1 protein-coding gene is annotated in these 1,294 nt (G+C 25.2%); it reads right to left on the bottom strand.

The features are described 5' to 3' along the window. Positions 1-68 precede the first annotated feature (68 nt). The coding region (locus tag RI76_RS00255; RefSeq protein WP_017192115.1) for an ATP-binding protein at positions 69-1,294 on the bottom strand (1,226 nt) is incomplete at its 5' end.

Below are 1,294 nucleotides of genomic sequence, written 5' to 3'. Positions count from 1 at the left end.
ATAAAACATTATTATATATACCTTTAATTTCCTTATATCTAGATAAAATATTATTATTTCGTTTAATATTATTGATTTAGATTTTCATTCATATAATCTAAATTAGGGCCGAAATATTCTTTAGAAGCTTCTTCTAAATCTGAAATTAAAATTTGTTGGTGTGAATGATTACCTGCAAATAAAAACGCCTGAAACAAAAAATTTTTTATTTTTCTAGTTGTTTGAATATCAAAAAAATGTTTTTTAACTTTGTCTAAATAACTTATATCTAAATCTTTTTCAATTTGGTCTGTTTTGTATTGTTCTTTATATGATTTTTCAATGTTTTCTCTATTTGATTGATCAGTTAAGACATCATCAGAAGTCATCAAAGACCCTTTCATTTCTTTTTGGGTTTTACTAATAGCTGGAATTTCGAATTTAAATTCTTTGCCGTTAGCTAAGTTGTGCTCTTTTTTACCTATCATTTTAGCATATTTTATAGGATTTTTAATTGCTTCTTCAAATCTTGGAATAATTTTTTCTTTTAAATAGTCTTCTGCATTTTTAGCGAATTTATATTTACCTGATTCTTGTATAAAATATGCTGCTCTTTCTTCATCATTGAAATAACCTAAATAAATAGGATCTAAACGATTTTGAATAGCACTGTCAATTTTATCTAAATGATTAGTCGCGGCAATAAAAAAAATAGGATTTTCGGGATCAGTATTTACACCATCTAATTCCATTAAAAATGTATTAGTTTTTTTAGCGTCTCCTGTTTCTAAATTTTGCGATGTTCTAGATTTGATTAACTCTTCAGCTTCATCTGCAAAAACAATAGAAGGGCTGTTTCTTCGAGCTTTTTTAAAAATTTCTTCTATTTCTTTAAGACTATGAGCAGAAGTAATATTATATAAATTCATTTTAGATTCTTTAGCAAAAGCTTGAGATATAAAAGTTTTCCCTGTTCCTGGTGGACCATATAAAAGAATTCCTTTAGGATAAGGTATTTTTGGGTTTTTTTTATTGTCATTCTTTTGTAACAAATTTTGAAAATCTTTTAATTTGTCTGGCTTAAATATATTAATATAACTATTTAATTTTTGTTTTAATTTTTTTTGTCCGAATACACCCTCTTCGAAACCAAGAAAGTGATCATAATTGTTTTCTGGTGGGGTTAACATTTCTAATATACTACTCATAGAACTATTATTACTAATAGCATTCGAATTTTTATCATTAACAGCCTTAATAGTATCCTTATTCTTAATAATGAACAAAATAATTCCTAATAAAAATAAAAAAATTA

This window comes from Milkweed yellows phytoplasma str. MW1 (assembly GCF_000309485.1).
Taxonomy (GTDB): Bacteria; Bacillota_I; Bacilli_A; order Acholeplasmatales; family Acholeplasmataceae; genus Phytoplasma.
This window is presented reverse-complemented; position numbering and strand designations above follow the sequence as displayed.